A 17181-nucleotide genomic window follows, 5' to 3' on the forward strand; every position below is an offset into this window, starting at 1 on the left:
CGCTCTTCCCTGGTCAATGCCCCGCCATGTGCCGGCCGACCACGGTGAGATCGGCTTCGCTGGTCCGTGCTTCATACACGAATTCGCCGTGGAACATCACCACCAGCCGATCGGAGAGTTCAAGGAGTTCGTCGAGGTCCTCGCTGACCAACAGCACCGCGGCGCCGCGGTTGCGCGCGGCCATGATCTCGGCATGGATTTGCGCCACCGCCGCGAAATCGAGCCCGAAGCAGGGATTGGCCGCGATCAGCACCTCGACGTCGCCGCCGAGCTCACGGGCCAGTACGGCGCGCTGGACATTGCCGCCCGACAGCGCCGAGATCGGCGTGTCGGGCGTGCGGGTCTTGATCTTGTACTGGGCGATCTTCTTCCGCGCGTCGACGCGGAAGGCACCGCGGTTGAGCCACCAGCCGAGGCTAGCGAAAGGCGCGCGGTCGAATTCGCGGAAGGCGATGTTGTCGGCGACGCTCATGCCGCCGACACAGGCGTTCTTCAGCGGCTCCTCCGGCAGGAGTGACATATTGTGCCGCCGCATCTCCTCGCGGCTGGCGTGATAGGGATCGCCGGCGACGCGGATCTCGCCACTCTCAGCCCCGCGCTGCCCGGCCAGCACCTCGACGAGCTGGCGCTGGCCGTTGCCGGAGACGCCGGCGATGCCGACGATCTCGCCGGCACGGACCGTAAGGGAGACGTCATGCACGGCGATGGCGCCGGCGTCGTCGCGCGCGCGCATTTTCGCCAGCTCCAGCCTCGCCTTGCCGGCCTCACCGGTGCGCGGCGGCTGTAGCGTCAGCTCCTCGGCGCCGATCATGGTGCGCGCCATGGCGTCCGGCGTCAGTTCGGACACCTTGCCGGCACCGGCGAGCTTGCCGCGGCGCAGGATTGTGACGTCGTCGGCGAAGGCCATGACCTCGCGGAACTTGTGCGTGATCATCAGGATGGTCAGCTCGCCCTTGACGACCATGTCGCGGAGCATGCCAAGCACCTCGTCGGCTTCCGCCGGGGTCAGCACCGAGGTCGGCTCGTCCAGGATCAGGAAGCGACGCTTCAGGTAGAGCTGCTTGAGGATCTCGCATTTCTGCCGTTCGCCCGCGGAGATGTCGGCGACTTTTGACCTGAGCGGTACCTTGAACGGCATGCGCGCGAGAAAGGCCTCGAGCTCCTTCATCTCCTTCGGCCAGTTCACGACAGCCGGCACGTCATCGCGCGCCAGCACCAGATTTTCGGCGACCGTCATCGCGGGCACCAGCGTGAAATGCTGGTAGACCATGCCGAGGCCGAGGGCGTGGGCGTCCTTCGGATTGCCGATCGCCTGCTCGCGCCCGCCGACGAGAATGTCACCCTCGGTGGCGTGGTAATAGCCCATAATGCATTTGACGAGCGTCGACTTGCCGGCGCCGTTCTCGCCGAGCAGCGCATGGAACGAACCCGGCCGCACTTTCAGCGCGACATTGTCCAGCGCCAGGAAATCGCCGAAACGCATGGTCATGGCGATGGCATCGACGCCGAAGGCGCCCGATGGCGGTGGCGTTTCGCCGACGATCACGAAATCGCTCCGATGAAGGCGTCGGCGGTCGAGACCGCACCGAACACACCGCCCTGCATCTTGATCATCTTCAGCGCGTGATCGTGGTTGCTCTTGTCGGTCGCACCGCAGCAGTCATGCAACAGCACGCATTCGAAGCCGCGGTCGTTGGCCTCACGCATGGTGGTGTGAACGCAAACGTCGGTGGTGATCCCGGTGAGCACGATGTTCTCGATGCCGCGCACGCGCAGGATCAGCTCCAGATCGGTGGCGCAGAACGAACCCTTGCCGGGTTTGTCGATGATGGGTTCGCCGGGCAGCGGCGCGAGCTCGGGGATGATGTCCCACCCGGGCTCGCCGCGCACCAGGATCCGGCCGCATGGGCCGGGATCGCCGATGCCGGCGCCGATCTGCCGGGAACGCCAGCGCTTGTTGGCAGGAAGATCAGAGAGATCGGGACGGTGGCCTTCGCGGGTATGGATGATGTGAAAGCCTTGAGCGCGCATTGCCGTCAGCAGTTTCTTGATCGGCTCGATCGGCGCCCGCGTCAGTGAGAGATCATAGCCCATCTTGTCCACATAGCCGCCGACGCCGCAGAAATCGGTCTGCATGTCGATGATGATGAGCGCGGTGTTCTCGGGGCGCAGATCGCCGTTATAGGGCCATGCATAGGGTTCGGACTTGATGGTGCGCTCGGGCATGATTTCGCTCTCTAGCGGGTGATCGACAATTCGGCCGGGGCTCCGGTCAACGTGCGTTTCGGCGAGCAGGTGATGATCATGATCGCCAGCGTCAGGAGGTAGGGGGCTGCGTTGAAGAGGTGGTAGCCGGAGGTGACGCCGACCGATTGCAGCGCCGGGCCCAGCGCCGCGGCGCCGCCGAAGGCGAGCGAAGCCCAGAGACACAGCAAGGGGTCCCAGCGCGCGAAGATCACGAGCGCCACGGCCGTGATGCCCTGGCCGGAGGACAGGCCCTCGTTCCAGCTTCCGGGATAGAACAGCGACAGGAAGGAGCCGCCGATGCCGGCAAGGAAGCCGCCGACCATGGTCGCGCGGAAGCGGATCAGCAGCACGGAGTGGCCCATCGCACGCGCGGCGTCCGAACTCTCGCCGGCGGTGCGGATCAGGAGGCCCCAGCGCGTGGTCCGGAAGGCCCAGTAGAGAGTTGGGGCGAGCGCGACACCAATCAGGAACAACACGTTGACCCGTAGTGCCGCGCGCACCTGTGGAATGTCGCTCCACCAGCCGAAATCGATCGCGGGCAGCCGCGGCGCGGTGGGCTCGATCAGCGGCTTGCCGAGATAGAAAGCAAGCCCGGTGCCGAACAGCATCAAGGCGATGCCGACCGCAATATCGTTGACGCGCGGCAACGAGCAGATGCCGGCATGCAGGGCGCCCAGAAGCGCGCCGGTGATGCCAGCGGCGAGCACGCCGAGCCACGGCGATCCCGTGAGGTAGGAAATCCCGTAGGCGCTCATCGCGCCCATCACCAGCGTGCCTTCAAGGCCGAGATTGATTCGGCCGGAGCGCTCGGTGATGCATTCCCCCAGGCTCACGAACAGGAACGGCGTCGAGACACGAATGGCGCCGCCGAGCACGGCGAGCGGGACCGTCCAGAGTCCGATCGAGCCGTCTGCCATCTCAGGACTTTCCCTTCAGAAACCCGATGCGGCCGTAGAGCGCATCGCTGGCCAGCACGAAGACGAAGATGATGCCTTGCAGCACCAGCACGGATGCATCCGGCAATCCGAGGCGGCGCTGCAACAGCCCGCCGCTGGCGCTGATACCACCGAGCAGGATCGCGACGGGGATAATGGCGAGCGGATTTTGCCGCGCCAGGAAGGCGACGAGAATCCCTGTGAAGCCGTAGCCTGCGGCGAGGTTCGCGTTGGTGCGCCCCTGCACCGCGGCGACCTCGACCATGCCTGCAAGGCCCGCGGCGCCGCCGGCGAGGAAGCAGACGATCAGGATCAGCTTGCTGACATTGAGACCGACGATCTTCGCAGCGCGGATGTTGCCGCCGGCAACACGCGCGGCGAAGCCAAACACAGTGTGATAGATCAGGATATAGGCGGCGAACGCGGCGATCAGGCCGAACACGAGACCCCAATGCACATCGGTACCGGGGATCGATCCGATCATGTTGGCCGCGCCGATCTCGCGGGTCGACGGCTTGTTCAGGCTGCCGGGGTCGCGCATTGCGCCTTCGACGAGATGGTTGAGGACCGCGAGCGCGATATAGACGAGCAGCAGGCTCGAGATCGTTTCGTTGACGCCGCGATATTGCCGTAGCGCGCCCGAAAGCATGACCCAGAGGCCGCCGCCGATCACGCCGGCGACGACCATGGCGATCTGCACGATGAGCGGCGGCATGCCCTGAAGCACCAGTGCTGCGCTGGTTGCCGACAGCGCGCCGATCAGGAGTGCGCCTTCGCCGCCGATGATAACCATGCCGAGCTGCGCTGGCAGCGCCGTGCAGAGTGCGGTAAGGATCAGCGGCGCCGCGCGCGTCAACGTGTTCTGCCATGAGAACCAGGTGCCGAACGCGCCGTAGTACATGTAGAAATAGAGGTCGAGCGGGCTCTTGCCGAACATTGCGACGAAGATGCCGAAGACCCCGAGCGCGCCGGCCAGCGCCGCGCCCGGGATCAGGATATATTCGATCGCTCCGCCGTGACGCTGGAGGAATCCCGGATCGGCGGCCGGGGCAACGGTCCCGACCGCTTCAGCGAGATCTGCAGCTTTCGTCGTCACGAAGTCGCCCCGACCACGCCCTCCACGAGATAGTCCATCTTCTCGAGTTCGGGATCCTTCTGGCCGCGATCGGTGCCGGCCGCGATCACCGTCTTGCCCTTGTTGTCGACCAGCCCTCCCTTGAAGATGGCGTAGCCGTCACCGGACAAGAACTTGGCCTTGACGTCGTCGGCGTGCTTGCGCGCCTCGGCGGAGACCGCTTCGCCATAGGGCGAGGTCTTGACGATCTCCTCCTTGAGGCCGCCGCGATAGAAGTTCGGAATGCTCTCGCCGGCGGCGATCATCTTGACGAACTTGGGGTACAGCGCTTCCCAGTTCCACTCGGCGCCCGTGAGATACGCTTTTGGCGCGAGCGGCGACTGGTTGACGTGATAGCCGCACACCATGGCGCCCCGACGCGCGGCGTTCTCGACCATGGTCTTGGGACCGTCGACATGGCAGGTCAGTACGTCGACGCCCTGATCGATCAGGCTGTTGGTGGCCTCGGCTTCCTTGACCGGCATCGACCAGTCACCAGTGAAGATCACTTGCGTGGTGGCCTTGGGATTGGCAAGCCTCGCGCCGAGCGCGAAGGCGTTGATGTTGCGCAGCACTTGCGGGATCGGTTTCGCGGCGACGAAGCCGAGCTTGCCGCTCTTGGAGCTATAGCCGGCGACGATGCCCGAGATGTATTGGGCTTCATCGATATAGCCGAAATAGCTGCCGGCGTTTTTCGGGTCCTTGTCGCTCCACAGGCCGCCGCAGTGCTCGAAGTGCAGCTTCGGGAATTTGTTGGCCATCTTGACCATGTGAGGATTGTAGTAACCGAACGAGGTCGGGAAGAGCAGGGTGGCGCCGTCGAGATTGATCATGGACTCGATCGTCTTCTCGACCGCGTCGGTCTCGGGCACCTTCTCTTCTTCCACGACTTTGAGGCCGGGAATCTTCTTCAGCGCCGCCGCGCCCTGCGCATGCGCCTGGTTGTAGCCATAGTCGTCCCGCGAGCCGACGTAGATGAATCCGATGGTGGTCTCGGCCGCGAAGGCCGGACGAATGCCCGTCGCCGCACCGAGGGTGACGGCCGCGCCGCCCTGCAACAAATGACGTCGTGAGATCCTGCCAAATTCCATTGCTTGCTCCCCTTGGCGGATGCACCGCCTCATCTCGCGCTGCGCCGGTCTGGCGGAGCCCGGGATAGATTGTCGCAAGCTTCGTGCCAGAGGCTACCGAGGGAGGATTTCCACTTAAGTTATTGAGAGTAATTTGCTATTTTCGGTGATCCGAGCTTGATCAGGAAAGCAGCAGATGAAAATATAGGCAGTATTTTATGATTGTATGCAATGGAGTTAAGCAGTCTTACCCGGCTTAGGCATGTGCATGACGAGGGCCGGGTGGTCTGCCGGCGACCGCATTCATGCTAACCACGCGCTGATTGGAACGATGTCGGTAGCGTGATTTCGCTGGCACCGAACTTGAATCGATTGCCGCCAGGACCGCCGTCGCCGCGGTCCCAAGAGATGGAAAGCCCGCCGAGATGGCTGCTGGTACCGCCGTTCATAATGGTTCGCTCGGCGAAGAGATCGTGCGAAGGATCAACGAGCTCGCGGCGATCTCGGAAGAAGGCGACAAGCTCACCCGCATCTATCTGACCGGCGAGCTGCGCAAGGCCGCGGACCTCATCCTGAGCTGGATGCGCGACGCCGGCATGAGCGCGCGTCTCGACGCGATCGGCAATGTCTGCGGGCGCTACGAAGGGGAGCGGCCGGGCGCGCCCTGCCTGATGCTCGGCTCGCACTACGACACCGTGCGCGATGCCGGCAAATGGGACGGGCCGTTGGGCGTGATCACGGCGATCGCCTGCGTCGCCGATCTCAAGCGCCGCGGCAAGCGCCTGCCGTTCGCGATTGAAATCGTCGGTTTTGCGGATGAGGAAGGGGTGCGCTTTGCCTCGACCCTGCTCGGCAGCCGCGCCGTGGCCGGCACTTTTGACGAAAGCGTCCTCAACACACGCGACAGCGATGGCGTCGCGATGCGCGATGCGCTGGTGCAGTTCGGGCTCGACCCCGATCATATCGGGGCGGCCGCGCGGGCCCGGCGCGAGCTGCTTGCCTATCTCGAGCTGCACATCGAGCAGGGGCCGGTGCTGGAAACGCAAAACCTCCCCGTCGGAGTTGTCACTGCGATCGCGGGCGCGACACGGCTTGCCGCGCGGCTGACCGGCATGGCGGGGCACGCGGGCACGGTGCCGATGGCGCTCCGGCGCGATGCGTTGGCGGGCGCGGCCGAATGCATCGGTGCGATCGAGCAGTTTTGCCGCACCGACGAGGGTGGGCTGGTCGGCACCGTCGGCTACATCCAGGCGAGGCCCGGCGCAACAAACGTCATTCCGGGCGAGGTGTCGTTCACCATCGATATGCGGGCGCCGACCGACATGCACCGCAAGCGCGCGGTCGCCGATGTCGTCAGGCAGATCGAGGCCATCGCAAAGCGCCGCCAATTGACACTTCAGCTCGACGTCACCCACGAGAACCGCACCGCGCCCTGCGCGCCCTGGCTCAAGGAGCAGATCGCGCAGGCGATCAAAGCGGAAGGTTTTTCCGTGTTCGAGCTGCCGAGCGGGGCGGGGCATGACGGCATGGCCATGATCGACATTGCCGACGTCGGCATGATCTTCGTTCGCTGCCGCGGCGGAATCAGCCATCACCCCGACGAGCATGTTGAGCTCGCCGATGCCGACGCCGGCGCGCGAGTGTTGCTGGGGCTGATCGAGAATTTTCGGCCGCGGCAAGGGTAAATCGGCTCCTCACGTCACCGGCTAGAGATAAGAATCAGACAGGTCTGGCGTCGTAACGGCGTCCCGCCGGACCACGAGACAACATTCGACGGCGCGTATGAACAGCGGCATCTCTTTTCCATCCCATGGCGAAAACCGATTTTACCAGGGTATGGCGGCGACCTTCGTTGCCAACGCGCTTCAGGCGGTGAACTTTCTCGGTGATCGCTTCCTGAGGAAGTCGCATCATCCGTTCACGGCCATCGAGGACCTTTACCGGCACTCGATGGACAGTGCTTTTGCGGTATCTGAGTCCTTTCTCGTTACGGGCGCGCCGCACGCTTCTGCGTACTATCCGCGCGACTTTGCCTGGTTCTATCCCGACATCCTCGACCCCGACACCATCATGGATTCGCAGGATGCGGTTCGCCGGGCTCGTCTGCTCGAAAAGAGCGTCCGCCTGCTGCTGGAAGCGGTTCGCGCCAACGTCGTCACGACGACGATCGTCCCGGCGGCGCGCGCCCGGTATCTCGGCGTGAACTATTTCTCGCGCCCTTCGGATACGCTGCTCGGCATTCTGGCCGGCCTGCGGCAGATGATCTCTGCCGAGGAGAGAGCGTCGTCCTATCTGGCGATGTCGCAATGCGTGCATGCCGGTCGCCTGCTGCTGGCCGAATATTGCGGTGATCTGAAGCGCGCGATCCTCCAGCTCGCAAGCGAGCTCGAGCCGTTCAATGATGATGGCTCTACGTATTTTCTGTGCGATGCCAGTGCTCCGCGCTCTGCGGCAACCGACACGCGCGCCGAGCGCAGGCGTTTCGTCACCAATGCCTGCGTCTACACGACCTTCGTGTGGGGCGTGCGGCTCGGGATCATCGACGAGAACGAGCTGAAGCGGCGGCTCGGACGCGACCTGGCGCAGTACAAGAGGGACCTGCTCCGCCTGTTCGGCAAGGGTGGCTATATCAGGCATTCCCTGGATGGCCCCCCAGGCTCGCCGGTGTCCTCGGTCGCGCTGGATTTCGTCAGTGTGCATCGCGGCTTCTGGGATATGAACGAGCCGGCCGAGCGCGCGCTGTTCGCAGCCACGGCGGATATGATCATTGCGGAGCCGCGCTTTCGCATCCCCAGCACATTCCACTTCCTGGTGTCCGCGGATAATCCGCGGAACAAGATGATCCACAAGATCGCGGCTCCCGCCTACCAGGGACGGTCCTCCTGGCCGACGTTCAACGTCGAATTCGCGGATCGCATGCTGGACTATGACGAATTCTCGTGCAGCGATACCTACCGTTCCTGCGCCCAGGGAATTCTGAAGGACATTCGCACCGCAATCGAAGTCCACGGCGGCTATCAGGAACTGATCTCGGAGCACGGCCTGCAATATCGCACCTGGGCCTACAAGGGCGCCGTGGCCCACTCCTGGTTTCCGCGTTTCCTCTCTGTCTGGAGGAGGGCGCATGGAACGCCGCTCCTCCAGTGGAATGACTGAACGGCGGTCGTTACCCCGCCGTCACGTCCACAAGCTCGCCACCGTCGAGGACCTTGGCCGCCTTGGCGCGGTCGAGATCGCCTTCCCAGGCGGCCACCACCACGGTCGCAACGCAATTTCCGGTGAGGTTGCCGACCGCGCGAGCCATGCCGATGAACCAGTCGACCGACAAGACCAGCACGAGGCCGATCGCAGGGATGCTGGGCACCGCGTTCAGCGTCGCCGCCAGAATCACGATCGCGGAGCCCGGTACGCCATGCGCGCCCTTCGAGGTGATCAGGGAGACGCCGAGCACCAGCAGGAGGTCGCCGAAGGACAGCGGCGTGTTGGTCGCCTGCGCGATAAAGACGACCGCAAGCGTCAGGTAGATCGAGAACGCGTCGAGGTTGAAGGAATAACCGGTCGGAATCACAAGGCCGACGACGGAGTCCTTCACGCCCATCCGCTCCAGCTTCTTCATGATCTGCGGCAGCACGGCGTCGGACGAGGCGGTCGCGAGCACGATCGTCAACTCCTCGCGCAGGTAGGCGAGGAATTTGAGGATGTTGATGCCGGCAAGCGCCATGACGCCGCCGAGCACGCCCAGCACGAAGATGCCGACCGAGACGTAGAACAGCGCAACCAGTGAGACGAGCTGCTTGAGCGAGCCGACGCCGTATTTGCCGACGGTGTAGGCGACTGCGCCGAGCACGCCAAGTGGAGCAACGCGGACGATAAGCCCCATGACACGGAACAGCACGGTCGAGGCGGCATCGATCATCGATGTCACGAGCTTGCCCTTCTCGCCGCCGACCAGTGCGAGGCCTACGCCGAACAGCACGGCGAAAAACAGCACCTGGAGCACGTCGTTGCGCGACAACGCGTCGAACGAGGTGCTCGGGATCACGTTGAGGAGGAAGGAGCCGATGCCGCCGCCCTGAAGCTTGTGGGCGTTGTCGGCATAGGTATTGAGCGCCTTGGCGTCCAGCGTCGAGGGGTCGATGTTCATGCCATGGCCGGGGCCGAAAGTGTAGGCCAGGATGAGACCTACCACGAGAGCGACTGTGGTCATCACCTCGAAATAGACCAGCGCTTTGACGCCGACCCGTCCGACCTTCTTGAGGTCGCCCGCGCCGGCAATGCCGTGCACGACGACGCAGAACACGATCGGCGCCACGATCATGGAAATCAGCTTCAGGAAGGCGTCGCTCAGAATCTTGAGCGAGATGGCAAAATCCGGCGCGGCCACGCCGAGAATGATGCCGAGGATCAGCGCGGCCAGGACCTGGACGAACAGCGACGTGTAGAGCGGCTTTGGCTCGGCGGCCGGGGCCGCGGCAATGGTCGACATGGTGACTCCCCCGTTTTGACGACGTCTCGATCGTCGAAAGGAGCAACTAGCGTGCCAGATTGTCGCGGTTTTCGCTGAGGAGGAGGTCTATTCGGTCTTTTTGCGGTGCGACCGGCATCCGTATCGGCACCGGGAAACCGTTCCAGGTGCCGTCGGTCACGTGGACAGCCGATTTTGCGGTCCTACAGTCACGTTCTGCGCGCGGGTGGCCGCGTCACGCCGCGAGATCCAGCAGCCGACACGATCCGCGTACCAGCACCTTGCGTCCATTCGGCGTCATGACCGGCAAGCCGTCGCAGACGACGACAAGACCGAGCTTGACGAGGCTCTCGATGAGATAGGCCTTGGAAAGCCGACCGTTCGACACCGGGTTGCGAAGCGCCTTCAGAACCTCCCATTGGTCTGGCGAAAGATCGAAGTCGATGTCGTTGCTCATGTTGCCTCAAGCCGTAGTGCCGTTCGTGCGCCTCTGTTAGAGGCGCTGCATGAAGACCGTGCGACGACAATGAGTCGGGAATTCGGTGAGGCGTTTAGAACTTCTCTTCACAAATTGCTGCACGCCATTGCGCCACAAGAGTTAAGATCGCTCGCTCCCGCGGATCGTCCTGCGCCTCGATCACATATTGATGATGTGGGCTTGATGTTGGTGCGCGAATTACCGCACTGCACGGGAAGCGCTGCTGTCTCATTCTGCGTCGCAATATGCACAGAAAGCATGAGACGAAGGGTCGGATTCTGTTACGCTGATTCGCGGGGAATGGCTTCACATGGCAGGAGTGGAGTGCATGAACAGACTGGTCGAAATTCGCAGTCAGGAATCCCTGTGCCGGGAGCGCGCCGCGCTTGATTTCCAGCGCCGGGTTTTCTGGCTTGCGCAAGCTCAGGAATGGGAGCAGCGCGCGCTTGACGAGATCGCCTATCATTTCCGGGAGTGCAATGTGGCTCAGACGGAGCTGGGGCGAAACTGACGTCGGCTGTGGGTAAGGCCTACTGATAAGTCGCCACAATATCGGACACCGCGCGCTCGAGCTGCTGCGCGGTGGCGCACTGGCGCACCACGCTGCAGAAGGTCGCATAGCGCGGCATCTCGGAATCGCCAAAGCCCCAGGCGAGACGTCCTTCGGGATTGAGCCACACCAGTCGCTTCGAGCGCTCAGAGATGCGGCGCAGGATGTCGGCGCGCGGATCGAGATTGTTGCTGCGGGCATCGCCCAGCATGATCACCGTGGTCTGCGGCGTCAGCGTGCTCATGAACTCCTTCTCGAAATCGGCCAGCGCCGAGCCGTAGTCGGAGGAGCCGAAGCCGACCTTGGACATGATCTCGGCCATCGCCTCTTCCGGCGGTTTCGATTCCAGGATGTCGCTGACTTCGATCAGATGCGAGGAGAAGGCGAACGAATGGACGTCGTCGACCACCTCGTGCAGCGAGTGGATCAGGAGCAGGAAGAAATCCGAGACCTGTGCGACCGACCCCGAGACGTCGCAGAGTGCCACGATCTTCGGCCGATCGCGATGCTTGCGCTTCCAGGCCGTGAGAAAGGGGATGCCGCCCCAGGCGGCGTTGCGGCGTAGCGTGCGGCGGACGTCGAGATGACCGCGCCGTTGGCGCTTGCGTGGTTTCGAATAGCGCTCGCGCAGGCGCCGCGCAATCTGGCGGATGAGAGCGCGCATCTCCGCGACATGGCGCCGCTCAATGCGGGCAAGCGGCGCGTTGCGTAGAATCTCGTTGCGGAGGTTTTCAGCTTCCTCGCGGGCATAGAGCGCAAGCCCCTGCGCGACGGTGTCGCGGACGGCTTCGCGCAAGGCATCGAGCGCGGCGCGAAGCCGCTCGGCCAGTGCCGGATTGGTCGCGGTCAGCTCGTCGAGATCGTCGCGCAGCCGCTGGAGCCCCATGGCGTCGAGGATGCGGCTGGAGAAGATGCCGCGCTGGGTGGAGTAGCGGATGTCGGATAGGGAGGCCGCACCTGAGGCGCTGGCGATCGCGGCGGTGATCGCGTTGCGATCCTGCGACAGCAGCATCTGCGCGAGGGGACCCAATTCTGCGGGAGGCGAACCGGCGCTCGCATCGCTGGCCGCGCCCGACGACGGAGATTGATCCGCGTCCTCCGAAACATCGTTGCTGTCGGCTTCAGGCTGTTCCTGCCGCGGCTCGGGCTGGCTGAAGAACAGATCGAAACAGTCTCCGAGCGCGAGCTTTTCGTCCTGCGACTTGGCGAGCGTCAGAAGGAGCGCATCGCGCAGGATCGTCCGGTCGGAGACGCCGACCTGCGCGACCGCACGCATCGCATCGATGCTTTCGGCCGGCGAGACATGGACCCCGGCGCCCCGTGCCGCACGGAAGAAACGATGAATATTCTCGCGCATCGCCGTCAACCGAAGACGTTGGATCGTGCTGCCTTGGCAATGAAGGTCGTAATCTGAGGTTGAGCCGCCTCGATGTCGGCCTCGTATTTCAGGAGCACGTTGAGCGTGTCCTTGACGATCTCGGTGTCGAGCTCCGAGGCCTGCAAGAGCACCAGCACGCGTGCCCAGTCGATGGTCTCGCTGACCGAAGGCAGCTTCTTCAGGTCGAGCGAGCGGATTTCGTGGATGAAGCCGACCATCTGCCGCCGCAGCGTCTGCGAAATGTTGGGGACGCGGCTCTCGACGATGCGCTCCTCGAGCCGCTGCTCGGGGAAGCCGATGTGCAGATGCAGGCAGCGCCGCTTCAGGGCATCGCCGAGATCGCGCTCGCTGTTGGAGGTGAGGATCACCGTTGGCGGCGTGATCGCGGAGACGGTGCCGAGTTCTGGGATCGTGACCTGGAAATCGGAGAGAATTTCCAGCAGCAGCGATTCGAATTCCGCATCCGACTTGTCGATTTCGTCGATCAGGAGCACGCAGCCGCCCGGCTGCTCCAGCGCTTGCAGCAGCGGCCGCGGCTCGACGAACTCCTTGGAGAAGAACACGTCGCCGAAATCGTGGAGTTGATGAAGTGCAGCGTGCAAAGTCTGCGCGCCGCCGAGGACTTCGCCGAGCTTGTCCTTGAGGATCTGCGTGTAGAGAAGCTGCTTGGCGTATTTCCATTCATAGAGCGCCTTGGCCTCGTCGAGGCCTTCGTAGCATTGCAGGCGGATCATCTTCAGGCCGCGCCAGGCCGCGATCGCCTTGGCAAGCTCGGTCTTGCCGACGCCCGCGGGGCCTTCGACCAGGATCGGCTTCTCGATCTGTTGCGACAAATAGACGGCGGTCGCGATCTGCCGGCTCGCGATGTAGCCTTGCGCGGCGAGGCCGCTCTCCACCGCCTCGATCGCTGTCGAGGGCTTCTGTTCAGCCACGAAAAGGCGCTCCCAAAGGTCTTGATTGAGGCTTGTTCTGCCTGCGTTCACGGCAAAGAACAAGCCTCGTTTGGGAGAGGCCAGACCCGCGCGAATGGGCGTTTTTTCCGCTCAACGCAAATAGTCGGGCGGCCAACCGGCCGCGCGATCAGTGCCGCAGCAACTCCGGCTTACGGATCGTCTGTCTGACCTCGGCGCCGCAATCGACGCATTCATAGACGAAGTCGATCTTGGCAAGACTCCAATGCGGTTCGACCTCGCGCACATACATTGGAAGGAACCCCATGCAAGCAGGGCAAATCACAGGCGCGATCTCGATATCCTGATGATGCTGTACATAAGCTGGCATCTCGGCTCTCCTTCGCAGACGACCTCCAAACCCGCGCGAAGGCTACTGCCGGCCGGCAAAAGGCCGACATCAACTCTTTCGAACAGAGGCGGAACGGCGGAGGTTTGTCGTTCGCTGTGACATTCTTGTTACGTCTCTGTACTGTGACGGGTGGACCAAATACCTATTTCAAAGCCCAATCCGATATTCGGATTTTGACCTCAACGATAAGGGAACAACGCCCATGACGCATGCCATTCGCTTTCACAAGACTGGTGGTCCGGAAGTGCTGGTCTGGGAAGAAGTCAGTGTCGGCAAGCCCGGACCGGGCGAGGCGCGAATCCGCCATACCGCCGTCGGTCTCAACTTCGTCGACATCTACAATCGTTCGGGCCTTTATCCGGCGCAACTGCCGAGCGGGCTTGGTAGCGAGGCTGCTGGCGTCGTCGAGGAGGTCGGGCCTGGCGTCACCGATCTGAAGCCCGGCGATCGCGTCGCCTACGGCGCCTCGCCGCTCGGGGCCTATTCCGAGGCGCGGCTGATCCCGGCCGACCGACTGCTGAAGCTGCCGGACGGTGTCGACGACAAGACCGCGGCGGCGATGATGCTGAAGGGGCTCACAACGCAATATCTCATCCGGCAGACCTATCGGGTGAAGGCCGGCGATACCATCCTGCTGCATGCGGCCGCCGGTGGCGTCGGCCTGATTCTCTCCCAGTGGGCCAAGCATCTCGGCGCGACCGTGATCGGCACCGTCAGCAACGACGAGAAGGCCAAGCTCGCCAAGGCGCATGGCTGCGACCATGTCATCATCTATAGCCGCGAGGATTTCGTGAAGCGCGTGGACGAGATCACCGGCGGCAAGAAGGTGCCGGTGGTCTATGACTCGGTCGGCAAGGACACGTTCTTGAAGTCGCTCGACTGCCTCGCGCCGCTCGGCGTCGCCGCGCTGTTCGGTGCGTCCTCCGGCGCCGTCGAGCCGCTCAATCTCGGTCTGCTGGCGCAGAAGGGCTCGCTCTACGTCACCCGGCCGACGCTGTTCACCTACGCCGCCAAGCGTGAGAGCCTGGTCGCGATGGCGGGCGAGCTGTTCGATGTCGTCAAGTCCGGCGCGGTCAAGATCGAGGTGCGCCAGACCTATCCACTGAAGGACGCCGCCAAGGCGCATGCCGATCTCGCCGCGCGCAAGACCACGGGATCGACCGTCCTCACGGTGTGATCTCCGACCGGGCTGTGGCGCAGGCTGGCAGAGCGATTTCGAGCGAACTGGATTCCGGTTCGCGTAAAGAAAACGCGTCAAAATAAGAAATCCAGGGCCCGTTCCGATTCGATCGGACCGGAAAAGGTCGGCCCTGGGCCTGCGTTATGTCCGCTCGTGCTTACGCAGATCGCGGGCGTGATCGAGGCGGAGAGCCTGGAGGTCGACTTCTTCGGGCGGGATCCGGGGCAGGGCAGCCTCAGCGAGGATCGCCTCGGTCACGTCTTCGACCGAATTCTCCACGATTTCCTGGATGAACGAGATATTCCGATATTCACCTGAGGCAACGCGGGAAATGACCTCGCGCCTGGTGATTTCAGGGTCGACCACTGCCTCGCGGCCGCGGCGCCCATAGTCGATCATCACGACGAAATACTGCATGAAACGATCCTGCCGTGCCCATGGTCGGGAACGGCAGAGTATTTCCGAAAAACGGAATCAAGTCAGGTGAATTTCGTAAAAACGGAAGTTGCAGCCTACTTGCTCCTCTTGCGCGGGCGCGCCGACTTGGCGCGCAGCCGCTCCAGCTGCCCCTTGGGCATGGACAGGCAGATCTCGCCGACCCACTCCAGTTTCACGCCGACGATCTGCTTGGCATTGAAGCTGCTGAGATTGACGACGGAGGGGGATTTGCCTCGTTCGATGGTCTTCAGATAGCGCTCGCCGGTCTTGAGCCGGACCACGGCCTCCTCGCCGTAGAAGCTCGACAGCGGATGGCGCTGGTCCTTGTAGACTACGATTACGTCGCCGCTCTCGTATTTGGGCAGCATCGAATCGCCCACGATCTCGAATGCGATGGTCTCCTCCATGATCGGAAAGGGCAGCGCGATGTCGCCAAGGCCTTCGGGGGGAACCTGCTCATAATCCGGCTCGATCACGGCACCGGCCCCGACGCGGCCCATGATCGGCGCGAGATTGAGCTCGAGATATTCCATGATCGGAATGATTTCCGAAGCCTTCACCAGGCGTTCGCCGCCGAGGATCTCCGAGACAGCGCCGGGGCGTACGCCCATGGCAGCCGCCAGGCCGCCCTTGCTCTTGCCCGTCTTTTCCAGGCCCCGTTCGATCATTGCAGCGTCCAACATGGTGATTCCCTCGATTGTCCATCGTCCGTCTCTTGTAATCCGAAATTCGGAATTGATGCAATTATGAATATCAGAATTATCGCTTGACTCTGACTTCGGAATACCGGAATGTATGCTCCGCCTCGCGGTCGTGCGATCGGAGGAGGCGCATCACAGGACAGCAGCATGGAACCGGCTCATTGGCCGTCGGAGCACTCCGACGCGCTTCGCGACTATTTTCTCAAGGGGATGTCTTATGCGGAGATCGGAAGACAGATTAACGCAAGGTTCGGAACGGCTTACACGCGCAACGCGGTGGTCGGCCGCGCCAAGCGGCTCGGGCTGATCGTGCAGGTGCGGACGACGAGTCCATCGATCGTGCCGGTGCTGCCGTCTGGAGCCTGTCTTAGCCTCCCGCACCGTCCCGCGTTACTGAACCTGCCGCCGAAATCCGCGACGAAGCCTGCCGCGCAGGTCAAATTGCGCTGCGTCGGCGTCCAGCCGCGCCTGGTCCCGTTGGTCGAACTCGCTGCCGAGGACTGTCGCTATCCCTATGGCGGCGACAAGGACGGGGAGGAGATTACCTTCTGCGGCCATCCAAGTGAGCCGGGCTCGAGCTATTGCACGCCGCATGCGCGCCTGACGCGCCGCGCCGGGGCTGGATCCGCCCGCGTCTCCGGCCCCGTCGTGCTGAGGCTGGTCTCTGCCGCCTGACCTGACGACCGCCCGTTCAATCGTCAATTTCGCAAGGAGTATCCGAGTGGCACGTGTCCGACGCAACAGGTCCTTTAAATTGGCGAATGTCTACGACCGACGCTCACGTGAGATACCGTTCAATGCGGAGGTGGCGGAAGTCGAGGTGGACAATCCGCTCGCGCTCGATCCCGGCGAGAAGATCATGGCCGTGCGGTCGATCCGCAGTGATCCGCTCGGCCGGCTGCATGCGCACCATCAGATCGACGAGGCGCAGTATCGGGGCGGGCGCGCCTTCCAGGACGATTGGGAGAGGGCCGAGCGAGGCCCTCAGGCAATGGACCCGACTCGCGAATATGTCGATGGCGCGCGTACGCGCGAGCCGGTCACCGAGAGCCAACGCCAGGCGGTGCTGCGGCTGAACCGGATCGAGCGCGAACTCGGCACAGACGGCGCTGCGCTAGTGCACGACGTGTTGGTGCTGGGCCTGACCATGGACGAGATCGGCCAGCGTCGCGCCCTCCGTACGCAGCGCTGGATCGACTATTTTGCCCGACGTTTCCGTGAATGCCTGGACCGGTTGGCACTGATCTATGGCTTTGCGACGGAAACGGGGAGACTGCGTGCAGGGCAACGAAGATGACAACGCGCCCGCGACCACGGTCGCGG

At 63.4% G+C, this 17181-nt stretch carries 18 protein-coding genes; 6 read left to right on the forward strand and 12 right to left on the reverse strand.

Annotated features, from left to right (window positions below; genetic code table 11):
• Positions 1–13: 13 nt before the first annotated feature.
• Genes ACIPUD_RS03390 through ACIPUD_RS03410 form a run of 5 tightly spaced genes read right to left on the reverse strand, consistent with a single transcriptional unit; the run spans position 14 to position 5387 of the window.
• Positions 14–1546 (reverse strand): ABC transporter ATP-binding protein, encoded by a 1533-nt coding sequence (locus tag ACIPUD_RS03390; protein ID WP_446480109.1) that lies wholly within the window; start codon positions 1544–1546, stop codon positions 14–16.
• Complete coding sequence (gene biuH, locus ACIPUD_RS03395) at positions 1543–2226, reverse strand: biuret amidohydrolase (protein WP_247777238.1); 684 nt, start codon at positions 2224–2226, stop codon at positions 1543–1545. The genes ACIPUD_RS03390 and biuH overlap by 4 nt, the downstream gene beginning before the upstream one ends.
• Positions 2227–2237: 11 nt before the next feature.
• Entirely contained in the window at positions 2238–3164 is a 927-nt protein-coding gene (locus ACIPUD_RS03400) for an ABC transporter permease (protein WP_446480110.1), read from the reverse strand.
• A gap of 1 nt (position 3165) precedes the next feature.
• Complete coding sequence (locus ACIPUD_RS03405; protein WP_446480111.1) at positions 3166–4278, reverse strand: ABC transporter permease; 1113 nt, start codon at positions 4276–4278, stop codon at positions 3166–3168.
• Positions 4275–5387: a BMP family ABC transporter substrate-binding protein gene (locus tag ACIPUD_RS03410; protein WP_085350628.1), complete on the reverse strand. Its 1113-nt coding sequence runs from the start codon at positions 5385–5387 to the stop codon at positions 4275–4277. Before ACIPUD_RS03410 ends, ACIPUD_RS03405 begins: the two co-directional genes overlap by 4 nt.
• Before the next feature lie 404 nt (positions 5388–5791).
• On the opposite strand from ACIPUD_RS03410, the gene ACIPUD_RS03415 reads away from it, so the two are divergent.
• Positions 5792–7051 (forward strand): allantoate amidohydrolase, encoded by a 1260-nt coding sequence (locus ACIPUD_RS03415; RefSeq protein ID WP_446480112.1) that lies wholly within the window; start codon positions 5792–5794, stop codon positions 7049–7051.
• A gap of 97 nt (positions 7052–7148) precedes the next feature.
• Positions 7149–8522: a hypothetical protein gene (locus ACIPUD_RS03420; RefSeq protein WP_446480113.1), complete on the forward strand. Its 1374-nt coding sequence runs from the start codon at positions 7149–7151 to the stop codon at positions 8520–8522.
• Positions 8523–8532: 10 nt separating this feature from the next.
• Here the strand turns inward: ACIPUD_RS03420 and ACIPUD_RS03425 are convergent, their stop codons facing one another.
• Together ACIPUD_RS03425 and ACIPUD_RS03430 are read right to left on the reverse strand one after the other, a co-directional pair.
• Entirely contained in the window at positions 8533–9852 is a 1320-nt protein-coding gene (locus ACIPUD_RS03425) for a dicarboxylate/amino acid:cation symporter (protein WP_018456682.1), read from the reverse strand.
• Positions 9853–10066: 214 nt separating this feature from the next.
• Entirely contained in the window at positions 10067–10288 is a 222-nt protein-coding gene (locus ACIPUD_RS03430) for a hypothetical protein (protein ID WP_446480114.1), read from the reverse strand.
• A gap of 349 nt (positions 10289–10637) precedes the next feature.
• Here ACIPUD_RS03430 and ACIPUD_RS03435 point away from each other — a divergent pair, with 349 nt between their 5' ends.
• Positions 10638–10820 carry a hypothetical protein gene (locus ACIPUD_RS03435; protein ID WP_377791734.1) on the forward strand — a complete coding sequence of 61 codons (183 nt, stop codon included), beginning with the start codon at positions 10638–10640 and terminating at the stop codon, positions 10818–10820.
• Positions 10821–10839: 19 nt separating this feature from the next.
• Here the strand turns inward: ACIPUD_RS03435 and ACIPUD_RS03440 are convergent, their stop codons facing one another.
• The 3 genes from ACIPUD_RS03440 to ACIPUD_RS03450 all read right to left on the reverse strand — a co-directional run bounded on the left by ACIPUD_RS03440 (position 10840) and on the right by ACIPUD_RS03450 (position 13518).
• On the reverse strand, positions 10840–12216 hold the full coding sequence (locus ACIPUD_RS03440; RefSeq protein WP_446480115.1) for a vWA domain-containing protein: 1377 nt from the start codon (positions 12214–12216) through the stop codon (positions 10840–10842).
• Between the two features lie 5 nt (positions 12217–12221).
• Positions 12222–13169, reverse strand: a complete 948-nt coding sequence (locus ACIPUD_RS03445; protein WP_085395396.1) for an AAA family ATPase — start codon at positions 13167–13169, stop codon at positions 12222–12224.
• A 148-nt stretch (positions 13170–13317) separates the two neighbouring features.
• Complete coding sequence (locus ACIPUD_RS03450; protein WP_446480116.1) at positions 13318–13518, reverse strand: hypothetical protein; 201 nt, start codon at positions 13516–13518, stop codon at positions 13318–13320.
• 223 nt (positions 13519–13741) lie between these two features.
• Between ACIPUD_RS03450 and ACIPUD_RS03455 the strand changes: the two genes are divergently transcribed.
• Positions 13742–14716 carry a quinone oxidoreductase family protein gene (locus ACIPUD_RS03455; RefSeq protein WP_446480117.1) on the forward strand — a complete coding sequence of 325 codons (975 nt, stop codon included), beginning with the start codon at positions 13742–13744 and terminating at the stop codon, positions 14714–14716.
• Between the two features lie 144 nt (positions 14717–14860).
• Here the strand turns inward: ACIPUD_RS03455 and ACIPUD_RS03460 are convergent, their stop codons facing one another.
• Together ACIPUD_RS03460 and ACIPUD_RS03465 are read right to left on the reverse strand one after the other, a co-directional pair.
• Positions 14861–15136 (reverse strand): hypothetical protein, encoded by a 276-nt coding sequence (locus ACIPUD_RS03460; protein WP_085395314.1) that lies wholly within the window; start codon positions 15134–15136, stop codon positions 14861–14863.
• Positions 15137–15231: 95 nt separating this feature from the next.
• Entirely contained in the window at positions 15232–15840 is a 609-nt protein-coding gene (locus ACIPUD_RS03465; RefSeq protein WP_007612810.1) for a S24 family peptidase, read from the reverse strand.
• A 165-nt stretch (positions 15841–16005) separates the two neighbouring features.
• Between ACIPUD_RS03465 and ACIPUD_RS03470 the strand changes: the two genes are divergently transcribed.
• The gene (locus ACIPUD_RS03470; RefSeq protein WP_446480118.1) at positions 16006–16533 is read left to right on the forward strand and encodes a GcrA family cell cycle regulator; all 528 of its coding nucleotides are present in this window, start codon (positions 16006–16008) and stop codon (positions 16531–16533) included.
• Between the two features lie 46 nt (positions 16534–16579).
• Positions 16580–17155 (forward strand): hypothetical protein, encoded by a 576-nt coding sequence (locus tag ACIPUD_RS03475; protein WP_446480119.1) that lies wholly within the window; start codon positions 16580–16582, stop codon positions 17153–17155.
• Positions 17156–17181: the final 26 nt, after the last annotated feature.

It is taken from the genome of Bradyrhizobium sp. CAR08, from assembly GCF_052871955.1.

What these genes read in the sequence shown, in the direction of transcription:
- biuH (WP_247777238.1), bottom strand. Translation starts at nt 2,226, where the DNA reads ATGCCCGAGCGCACCATCAAGTCCGAACCCTATGCATGGCCCTATAAC.
- ACIPUD_RS03400 (WP_446480110.1), bottom strand. Translation starts at nt 3,164, where the DNA reads ATGGCAGACGGCTCGATCGGACTCTGGACGGTCCCGCTCGCCGTGCTC.
- ACIPUD_RS03410 (WP_085350628.1), bottom strand. Translation starts at nt 5,387, where the DNA reads ATGGAATTTGGCAGGATCTCACGACGTCATTTGTTGCAGGGCGGCGCG.
- ACIPUD_RS03415 (WP_446480112.1), top strand. Translation starts at nt 5,792, where the DNA reads ATGGCTGCTGGTACCGCCGTTCATAATGGTTCGCTCGGCGAAGAGATC.
- ACIPUD_RS03420 (WP_446480113.1), top strand. Translation starts at nt 7,149, where the DNA reads ATGAACAGCGGCATCTCTTTTCCATCCCATGGCGAAAACCGATTTTAC.
- ACIPUD_RS03425 (WP_018456682.1), bottom strand. Translation starts at nt 9,852, where the DNA reads ATGTCGACCATTGCCGCGGCCCCGGCCGCCGAGCCAAAGCCGCTCTAC.
- ACIPUD_RS03430 (WP_446480114.1), bottom strand. Translation starts at nt 10,288, where the DNA reads ATGAGCAACGACATCGACTTCGATCTTTCGCCAGACCAATGGGAGGTT.
- ACIPUD_RS03435 (WP_377791734.1), top strand. Translation starts at nt 10,638, where the DNA reads ATGAACAGACTGGTCGAAATTCGCAGTCAGGAATCCCTGTGCCGGGAG.
- ACIPUD_RS03440 (WP_446480115.1), bottom strand. Translation starts at nt 12,216, where the DNA reads ATGCGCGAGAATATTCATCGTTTCTTCCGTGCGGCACGGGGCGCCGGG.
- ACIPUD_RS03450 (WP_446480116.1), bottom strand. Translation starts at nt 13,518, where the DNA reads ATGCCAGCTTATGTACAGCATCATCAGGATATCGAGATCGCGCCTGTG.
- ACIPUD_RS03455 (WP_446480117.1), top strand. Translation starts at nt 13,742, where the DNA reads ATGACGCATGCCATTCGCTTTCACAAGACTGGTGGTCCGGAAGTGCTG.
- ACIPUD_RS03460 (WP_085395314.1), bottom strand. Translation starts at nt 15,136, where the DNA reads ATGCAGTATTTCGTCGTGATGATCGACTATGGGCGCCGCGGCCGCGAG.
- ACIPUD_RS03465 (WP_007612810.1), bottom strand. Translation starts at nt 15,840, where the DNA reads ATGTTGGACGCTGCAATGATCGAACGGGGCCTGGAAAAGACGGGCAAG.
- ACIPUD_RS03470 (WP_446480118.1), top strand. Translation starts at nt 16,006, where the DNA reads ATGGAACCGGCTCATTGGCCGTCGGAGCACTCCGACGCGCTTCGCGAC.